This is a genomic window from Fodinibius sp. (genome assembly GCF_041642155.1).
Lineage (GTDB): Bacteria > Bacteroidota > Rhodothermia > Balneolales > Balneolaceae > Fodinibius.
The window spans coordinates 1-9163 of record NZ_JBEPWZ010000054.1 but is presented as its reverse complement, the minus strand read 5'-3'; the positions used below and the strand labels follow the sequence as shown (position 1 = coordinate 9163).

The following is a 9163-nucleotide window of genomic DNA, read 5'->3' as shown; positions in this document are numbered from 1 at the left end:
TGAGGAGAGTAATGTCAAGAATGAAGTCGGTAAACGGGTGCCGTTTGAAATCTTTCAGGAAAATTTCGATCCGCCGCTTCAAGATCTCACCGAGGCGTTGGCTTCATAGCTTTTAGCGACCGTCGCCAAACCCTGCCGCGACATGCTGAAGTCCTTGAGAACCCGGCGGCAGGGAAATAAAAATCTCCCCTGCAGCTCTGCAGCATCGCCAGACGCCGGCTGGACCAGTTCAGGGGCGTTACCCACACGAAGTTTTATCGTTATGTGACAGAAACTGAATTCCGTTGTAATCATCGAAATAAAAACTTATATAGCATCTTATGGAAGAAGCTCAGAGAGGATCCCCTTTGAGAGCTTACCTTCATGAGACTTTTATTATTTATCCGATGGTGATATGAGCAAAAGATACCCTTTCTGGTTAAAATGGACTACGATCTTATTGGGAATGGTCCTTGTCGTTATCATACTCTCTTACGGTCAATTTATTTTAATGCCGCTGGCTTTTGCCGGACTTATCGCCATGCTGCTTGAACCGCTGTGCCAGCAGCTGGAGCGGGTAAAACTGAATCGCATGGTAGCGATTATCGTCAGTATGCTGCTGCTGTTTATCATCCTGGGGGGGATTATCTCCCTGTTGTCGATACAACTGGTACAGTTTACAGACCGGCTCCCGGAAGCCAATCAAAAGATACAGGCTGTAAGCAACGATCTGCGGCAGTTCATGGAGGCAAAGTTTAATATATCGCCCAGCACGCAACTGGAATATTTTGAGCAGGGGCTGTCCGCTGTCGTCAATAAAAGCGGTGAGTATATGAGTACTGCGCTTGGTGCAACGACCAGTGTATTTACGACGCTCGGGTTGTTGCCCTTTTTTATTTTCTTCATGATGTATTATAAAGAGCGGTATCGCTCCTTTCTTTACAAGCTTTGGCAGGGCGAGGATGAGGTTGTCAACGAGGTTGTTGACGGCATACAGGGCGTCACCCAGAACTATATTATAGGGATGGCGGCGGTTATTACGCTGCTGGCAGTTCTGAATGCTATCGGCCTGTGGATTATTGGTATTGAACACGTGCTGTTTTTTGCCGTATTTGCCGCTATACTGGCTATTATTCCCTATATCGGCATCATTATCGGCAGTCTTCCCGCTGTTATATTTGCCTTGCTGTTTACCGACTCTCTTTTGAATCCGCTGGGCGTAATCGCCATTTTTGCGATCGTTCAGTTTTTGGAAGGCAACTTTATTACCCCGAATATCGTGGGATCACGGGTTAGTATCAATCCCATGGTAGCGTTGGCAGCCCTTCTGATAGGCGGTGAGCTCTGGGGGATTTCGGGGATGATCCTGTTTGTCCCCTTCGTAGGTATTTTAAAGCATATTTTTGACCGGGTCGATGCCCTAAAACCTGTTGGATATCTCTTCGGCGATTCGAAGCAGTAATGACTTCAAAACTGTTGCATTTTTTGGTTCATCGGATTGCCGTGGCCATGATGCTACGACGGCATCCGGGGGTCCGGTTGAGAGAACGAATCGATCGGCTAATGATCACTTTTACCTTCTATTCCTGATATTTGAGTTCTTTTTCGTCGAGGAAATAAGTACTCGGGCAACTCCAGGGTCTGTTCGTGCTGCTAAGGAGAATGGCCGGAGAGGAACCATAAAGATGCTACAATTCTCTCAGGCGTCTCCGGCTTTTCCAGATGGCCTTTAAGAAGGGACGATAAGGGACACTACTCATAATTTTCAGGTCATCTATGAGCGTTGAATCTTCGTTTAGAAAACGAAAAATATCATCTATGGCGTTATTTCTAAAAAGATGGAAAAAAATATCCAGTGCCTCCCGGGGTTCGGTATATAATATATGGAGTAACCACAGGTCATAGGCCCTGAACCGGCGTTTTGAAGGCGGGGAAACACGAGGGGCACCTTCGGAAAGCAATCCATCGATAATGCCCCGAACCTGATCCTGTATGCGGATAAAGGTATAGCCGGTCGAGGGTTTGGTAAGCCCGCCCCGGGTGCCGATATTCATAATGCGCGGTTTATACCAGGGGATGAACGGGCGATCCTGCATCGGGATAACGCCTCGTTCCTCGCGCGTTATCTGGTAATCGATTGGTTGCAGGCCAAACCGGTTATGCAGGTAGAGGGCTATTTTTTCTTCATAGACCTCGCGCCTGAGAAGCCGGTCGGAAAAAACAGTGTATTCCAGCAGTCCGGATGTATCATCCCAGGGCAACAGGTACATAAAAGCAACCCCGTCAGTGAAGGTCTCGTCAAAATCCATGAGCACACAGGCAGAAGCATCAAAGACTTCCCGGTTAGCCGTCAGCTCCCATCCCATAAAATGCTGTTTCAGCGGGTAACGGATATCGGCTTCCTCAAGTCCGGGCGGTCTAAAACAGCTTTGAAAAATGTACGGAGCCTGATACGTATGGTCTGGCGTATGCAGTATGGCCGCCTGCTCTGAAGGATGGGCCGTTAGATCCGTGACGGCATTTTCCAGGAGATGGAATCGATCATGTGCGCTTATCGCTTGCAGGACGTTTTGTTGAAAATCGATGCTCCTCAGTCCGTAGTAGTGGTACTCGTCGACCGGTTGCGAAAAGCGTTCTTCCGGTGTGCCGATTTCCACCGTAGACCATCTTTTGTGAATGATGTCTGAAAAGGGAGGCGTCCCGGCATGCCAGAAGCACCAGGTCTTGTCATGTCTGGGCGTTGGGTCGGCATCAACAACCAGCACATTTTTATCCGCCAGCGGCGATTGAAGCATGCCCCAGGCGAGTGAGAGTCCCGCTGCCCCAGCCCCCGCGATAATATAATCGTATTCCTGATACACCTTAGCTCATTCCTCTGGTTAAATTCTTTTTGATCCGTTAATCTGGCAGACTTAGCAAAATCTACTGTGAGTCAGCTAATCTTGGTCAGGTCCACGCTCTATTTTGTTAAAAGGCCCCGCTATTCGCTTCAAAAAACCTCCACCCAAATCGTCTGGCTCGTGCCACAATCCAACAGAATCCGGAATAGAAATTACAAAAAGCGATCCTGAAATGTTAGCAATGCCGTTTTATCTACTCTTGACTCAGAATTGTTGCCCTTAGAAAGAGTGCCCGATGCCAAAGCTAAAGTAAAGCTTTTTGTTATTAAACCAGCCCTCCTGCAGGTCGTGGACTCGAAATGCAAAGTCAAACCGTACAATGATATATTCCCAGTCTATGCGAAAGCCCGCCCCGGATCCCACGGCAATCTGCTTATAAAACTGATCGTACTTAAATTTTCCCTGCTCCAAAATCCGGTGTTGATTTTCTACTGTTTGCCGGGAGCTTTCGGGAGATGACGGAAATTCTGTGCGGGGCCCATACCAGATATTGCCGGCATCCGCAAACCATGCCGCAACCCAGTTGGAGGAGAGAAAATTACTGATAAAGCGCTGCCGGACCTCTGTCTGGGCAAGCAGCTTGATTTCGCCGCCGCTTATGGTAACCTCGTCCAGCGGAATGCTTCCCGGACCCAGGCTGTAAATATTCCACCCGCGAATGTCGTTGGTTCCCCCGGCATAAAAACGTTGGTTCAGGGGCAGGGAACTGCTTTTGCCGTAGGGTGTAGCCATCCCCAGGAATCCCCTGTAGGAAAATACGCCGTTATTTGAAATTGGAATATAGCGCCGGTAATCAATGGTTCCCTTTAAAAAACGGCTGTAGGCGAGACTGTTTTGGCTCGACGGGATAAGGGGAGGGAGATTGCCCTCCAGCGTATCGGGGGTAACAAAAAATCGGTCAGCCAGATAGGGGATATTTCCCCCGATAGCTGCAGAATACTCGCTAAAATATCCATAATTGCGCTTGATGAGGTCTGTTCGTTTGCTTTGAAAGGTATAGCGCAAGATGGATGAAACCTGGGGACGGAAGTCTTCCAGGATACGCTGGTACTCAAAGGAATCCTCCCCAAACTCCTCCCGCAGGGATTGGCGGAACTGGGATGAGGGCGTTGTGTCGAGCAGGTCCAGTTCGATCAGGTCGAGATAGCTCGAAAACCGGTTGCTGTGTTCCACTTCGTAACGCAGGTTGAAACGGATATCCGAGTTGATGTCAAAAAGAAGCTGATCGGATTGAGTGAAAGACAGACCATAACGGGTTCGTGCATTGGAAAAAGAAACCCTGTCGTCCAGAAAGGCGAAAGGGAAGTTAAGCCGCGGCAGGGTGTATTCGATACGGGCATCAAAATTCTGGAAAAAGCCGCCATCGACGGATTGAGGGGAGGAATCGGGCGCGATATCGCGAATGGTCTCGGAGCTCACATATTCAAAACTGCCATTGAGACTCAGCTGCAGATTCTCCGCCCTGCCAAACAGGTTATTGTTTGTATACGTAAGCCCCGCTCCCGAACCATAACCGTAGCGGCGCATCCCAAAAACATTGACATTCACGGAGTGCTTGGGAAGGGACCGGAGTGAAAACATGACGGGCAACTCCTCTGTGGAATAGTCGGGCAGGGACCCATCTTCACTCAAACCGAACTGCTGTATCGTCAGCATCCCCAGGTTTTGAAACTCATTCACCGTTCGGATATAGAGCGACTGATCAAACGCTTCGCCCGGCTTAAAGAGTACCTGGTCGGTAAGCAGGCTGAATTTCGTCTGTGCCGAGGGATCTTTCTGAAGATACATCCTCTTGTCACCCGAAGTGAGCTCCGGACGCTGTACGGTGTCCTGCTCGGCGTAGCCCTCAGACCCGCCCGGCCCGGCCAGGCTGATACTCAGATCCCCGAACGTATATTCGCGTCCCGGATTAATCGTGAACAGCGCATCCATTTGATGCCGGTTTTCCGGGTCGCGTTTCATCAATACCGAAATGGAATCGTTTTGAACGGCGGCATAGCCGTTGTTTTTTAGAAAAGTGATGATGCGGCTACGCTCCTGCGTCAGGGCATTTTCGGAATAGCGGCGATGATAGGCATAGGTAGTATCATTGATCCGCTCCCGGGTCAGGGGACTGTCTTCGTAAAATTCAGGGACCCGTGTGGTATCTTCAAAAGCGGGCATACCTGTATAGGCGATAGTTCTGATGGAAGAGGGATCTCCTTCGTCTATCAGGAAAGAAACCTCTACGCGTTTATCCTTGAATTCCACGATATTGGTGTCCACACTGGCATCTAAAAAGCCGATGGTCTGGTAGTATCGCTGAATGCGCTCTATATCGTTAGCTACCGTTTCGCGGTTCAGAAAGGTGGGGGGCTCGCCAAATTTTTTAGTGAGTTGCCAGATAAAATACCAGGGAGTAAAGCGGGGGATCCCTAAGAACTCACGGTTCGTCTGCGTGCGGATTAACGTTTCGAGGGTATTGTCATTGACATTATCATTACCGACGAACCGGATAATACGAACAACATGATCGGTGGTGTCACTGTCCGCCTGCTCATTTTGAGCTATTGCAGCGCCTCTCGTCGCAAGGATTAGTGATATACCGAATATCCCCGAGCATACAAAGAGGAAAAATCTGTTTACCGCATTATTCTTTTTCAAGAGAATATGGAACATTAAAGATTCATAAAAAACGGTTGCACGAACCCGTCATGCAACCGTTTTTGTTAAATGTTAGATCTTGTACTGATAAAAGGATTCTTAAACGTCGTCGTAGTCAAATCCTTCATCCTGCTCATTATGAAAGAAATCTTCTTTCCCGATATAGTCGGGCCAGATATCTTCCATATCTTCATATACAACATCTTCACCTTCTTCAATTTCTTCCAGATCGTACAGGTTATCAAGCACCTGTTGGGGCGCGCCATTGCGTTCTGCCCACTCGATGAGCTCTTCTCTGGTTGCAGGGAAGGGCGCATCATCTAATGTAGCGGCTAATTCTACTGTCCAAATCATAAATAATATTACTTTTTTAGTTTCTTAGAATTTCTTAGCACCTTAACAAAGGTCTTGCCTATTAAATTCAACTCATTTTTATCGAAAATGCAATTTTTTTTTCGAACTATGACTGAAAGATCTACAAAATAATTCTTATCTTACCTTTCGTAACCAATAAACTTAATATAACGAGGAATATTATATGGGAAGTTTCGGCGGAATGGAAATACTTATCGTCCTGATGGTTATTTTACTTTTTTTTGGAGCTAAACGCATTCCCGAATTAGCCCGCGGCATAGGTCAGGGAATGAATGAGTTCCGCAAGGCCTCCGACCAGATCAAGCAGGAGCTTGAACAAGGGGAGAAGGAAGGTCTGAAGTCAGAATCCAAGACACAGACAAAGACCAAAACCAAGACCAACACCAATACCAACACCAACACAAGCGAAGAAAGTAAAGTTAACTAAATTATAGAACATCGTTGAGTTTTTCAGATTTTAGCCGGATCCGTACCTCTTTGGAGACCGGAGAGCTATCCGTTACCGACATTGTACACAACTATATTCAAAATATTGAGCAGCGCAATGATGAGATCAATGCTGTCGTAAGCCTCGATAAAGAGGCTGCTCTTCAGAGAGCCGGTGCAGTCCAGGATCGAGTGGATGAAGGTACGGCGGGCAAACTGGCGGGCATGGTCGTGGGAGTTAAAGATCTGATCTGCGAAAAGGACAAACAGGCCACCTGCGCCTCGAATATCCTGGCGAATTTTGAAAGTGTCTATGATGCCACCGTGGTAGAACGGTTGATAAATGAAGATGCTATTTTATTGGGACGCTTGAACATGGATGAGTTCGCCATGGGATCCTCAACGGAGAATACTATTTATGAACCCACCCATAACCCGGTGGACGTTACCAAAGTACCGGGGGGATCATCGGGTGGAAGCGCGGCTGCGGTAGCCGCTGATTTCTGTACGACCGCTCTGGGGACAGACACGGGGGGATCCATCCGGCAGCCGGCCTCTTATTGCGGAGTGGTTGGCCTGAAGCCAACATACGGGCGGGTCTCGCGGCACGGATTGATTGCCTTTGCGTCTTCCTTCGATTGCATAGGTCCCCTGACCCACTCGGTAAAAGACGCGGCTGTCATGCTTGAAACACTGGCGGGCTTTGACAAGAATGATAATACCTCCTCCAGCCGGACCGTGCCCAACTACCGGCAGTATGCAGATAATCCAGATTCCAATATCCGGATAGGCGTACCGGAAGAATATTTTGGCGAGGGACTGGATGATGAAATTCGGGAAGGCATCCGTGACCAGTTGTCCGAATTGGAGGAGGCGGGGGCTGAGCTGGTACCTATTCACCTGCCGCATATGAAATACGGCATCGCCACTTACTATATTTTAGCTACGGCGGAGGCGTCCAGTAACCTCGCACGATACGACGGTATTCGTTATGGTCATCGTGCGGATATCAGGGAAGTGGAGGCTGACCTGAAGAAAGAGGAAGAAGCCTTGAAAGAACAGATTAGGCTTGCTGAAGGCGAAGAAAAGGTAAAACTGGGAGCCCGGCTCGAGGATATGGATTCCCCGCTCATCCGGCTTTACAAAAAGAGCCGTACGGAGGGGTTCGGTACCGAGGTTAAGCGGCGGATTATGCTGGGCACCTATGTGCTGAGTGCCGGGTATTATGATGCCTATTACGGGAAGGCCCAAAAAGTGCGCCGCCTGATCAAACAGGATTTTACTGAAGCTTTTGAGGAGGTCGATGTTATTGCCTCTCCAACGGCTCCCACAACAGCCTTTGATGTAGGGGCAAATATTGAGAATCCCGTGCAGATGTATCTTAACGACATCTACACCATTTCAGCCAATTTAGCAGGTATATGCGGAATTAATATCCCCGCAGGGACCCATTCCAATGGCTTGCCGTATGGCATGCAGTTTATGGCCGGTACCTTCGAAGAGGGTAAACTGTTCAATGCCGCACGCCTGGTAGAACAACTCAGCGAATGAATTGCCGCAGATGAGCAGCACACGACGGGTTGATTGGATTGCGTGTTCGGTGTTGATCACAATAGACCTGCCGGATCGTATGAATACAAATTTTTCCTTATTAGCTCAGAGGTTCTATTTCAGCTATGCATGTTAAGTCGAACGACAAAACCGATTATTAGCAATCATGAAGAACAGACTTGCCAATAAATGGGGAATCATCACCGGGGCGACATCCGGCATAGGAAAAGCCACCGCCTATTCGTTTGGGGCATCGGAATGCAACCTTGTACTTACAGGACGACGCCAGGAGCGTCTGGATGAAATTGCCACGGACTTGCAGTCGGATTATACCATCGAGGTTGAGACGGCAGCGTTTGATATCAGGGACGCCGGGGCCTGTCGGGATATGGTGGAAGGGCTTTCTCATCCTGTTGATATCCTGGTGAATAACGCCGGCCTGGCGAAAGGCGTGGATGGCGTGGACGAGGCTGACCTTGACGACTGGAACCAGATGATTGATACCAACATCAAGGGATTGATGACCATGACCAGGTTTATTGCGCCTGAAATGAGGGAGCGAAACAGCGGACATATTATTAACGTGGGGTCTATTGCGGGACATGAGAGTTATACGGGGGGATCCATTTACTGTGCGACGAAGCATGCTGTCAAGGCTTTTACGGAGGCTACAAAGAAGGACCTGCACGATACTGACATACGTGTCAGCATGGTCTCTCCGGGGTTGGTGGAAACCGAATTCAGCGAGGTGCGGTATGACGGTGATAAAAACAAAGCGGATCAGGTTTATGAAGGCATCCGGCCCCTCGTTGCCGAAGACATTGCCGAGGTTATACATTTTACGGCCAATCGTCCCCCGCATGTGAATATTATGGATACGATTATCTTTACTGTTGACCAGTCTTCCGCGACCATGGTACACCGGAGCGATGATTAATCGTATCCTCTGTCTGTCGTTGTTAATAATCCTCTTTTATGGATGCGATGATCCCAAAGAGCAGCAACAACGCCTGAACTTTGAAAAAAAAGGGAGAGAGGTCCCGGCGTTTTCTGCCGACAGTGCATACCGGTTCGTTGAGGAACAGGTGAAATTTGGCCCGCGCAATCCCGGTTCGGAGGGACACAGGGAAACCAAAAATTATCTCTTCCGGAAGTTTCAATCCTATGCGGGTATGGAGCGTGTCTTTTCTCAGGAATTTTCGACGGAAGGCTATAACGGCGACACGTTGCAGCTTACCAATATTATCGCCGCCTTTAATCCACGGCAAACCGACCGTATTATGCTTTGT

At 48.6% G+C, this 9163-nt stretch carries 7 protein-coding genes and 1 pseudogene; 5 read left to right on the top strand and 3 right to left on the bottom strand.

Going from position 1 to position 9163, the window contains the following annotated elements; all coding sequences use genetic code 11:
* Positions 1 to 394 precede the first annotated feature (394 nt).
* On the top strand, positions 395 to 1441 hold the full coding sequence (locus tag ACESLU_RS05420) for an AI-2E family transporter (RefSeq protein ID WP_372636216.1): 1047 nt from the start codon (positions 395 to 397) through the stop codon (positions 1439 to 1441).
* Between the two features lie 226 nt (positions 1442 to 1667).
* Here the strand turns inward: ACESLU_RS05420 and ACESLU_RS05415 are convergent, their stop codons facing one another.
* The 3 genes from ACESLU_RS05415 to ACESLU_RS05405 all read right to left on the bottom strand — a co-directional run bounded on the left by ACESLU_RS05415 (position 1668) and on the right by ACESLU_RS05405 (position 5876).
* Positions 1668 to 2840, bottom strand: coding sequence for a lycopene cyclase family protein (locus ACESLU_RS05415; RefSeq protein WP_372636213.1), 1173 nt, complete (start codon positions 2838 to 2840; stop codon positions 1668 to 1670).
* A gap of 258 nt (positions 2841 to 3098) precedes the next feature.
* Positions 3099 to 5522 carry a BamA/TamA family outer membrane protein gene (locus ACESLU_RS05410; RefSeq protein WP_372636210.1) on the bottom strand — a complete coding sequence of 808 codons (2424 nt, stop codon included), beginning with the start codon at positions 5520 to 5522 and terminating at the stop codon, positions 3099 to 3101.
* 99 nt (positions 5523 to 5621) lie between these two features.
* Positions 5622 to 5876, bottom strand: a complete 255-nt coding sequence (locus ACESLU_RS05405; protein ID WP_073063167.1) for a DUF2795 domain-containing protein — start codon at positions 5874 to 5876, stop codon at positions 5622 to 5624.
* A 184-nt stretch (positions 5877 to 6060) separates the two neighbouring features.
* Here ACESLU_RS05405 and ACESLU_RS05400 point away from each other — a divergent pair, with 184 nt between their 5' ends.
* The 4 genes and pseudogenes from ACESLU_RS05400 to ACESLU_RS05385 form a co-directional block, all read left to right on the top strand.
* Positions 6061 to 6324, top strand: a complete 264-nt coding sequence (locus ACESLU_RS05400; RefSeq protein ID WP_372636207.1) for a twin-arginine translocase TatA/TatE family subunit — start codon at positions 6061 to 6063, stop codon at positions 6322 to 6324.
* A 14-nt stretch (positions 6325 to 6338) separates the two neighbouring features.
* Positions 6339 to 7874, top strand: a complete 1536-nt coding sequence (locus tag ACESLU_RS05395) for an amidase family protein (protein WP_372636204.1) — start codon at positions 6339 to 6341, stop codon at positions 7872 to 7874.
* Between the two features lie 166 nt (positions 7875 to 8040).
* Positions 8041 to 8811, top strand: coding sequence for an SDR family NAD(P)-dependent oxidoreductase (locus ACESLU_RS05390; protein ID WP_372636202.1), 771 nt, complete (start codon positions 8041 to 8043; stop codon positions 8809 to 8811).
* A pseudogene (locus tag ACESLU_RS05385) lies at positions 8804 to 9163 on the top strand (hypothetical protein); the annotation flags it as partial. The gene ACESLU_RS05390 and the pseudogene ACESLU_RS05385, both read left to right, overlap by 8 nt.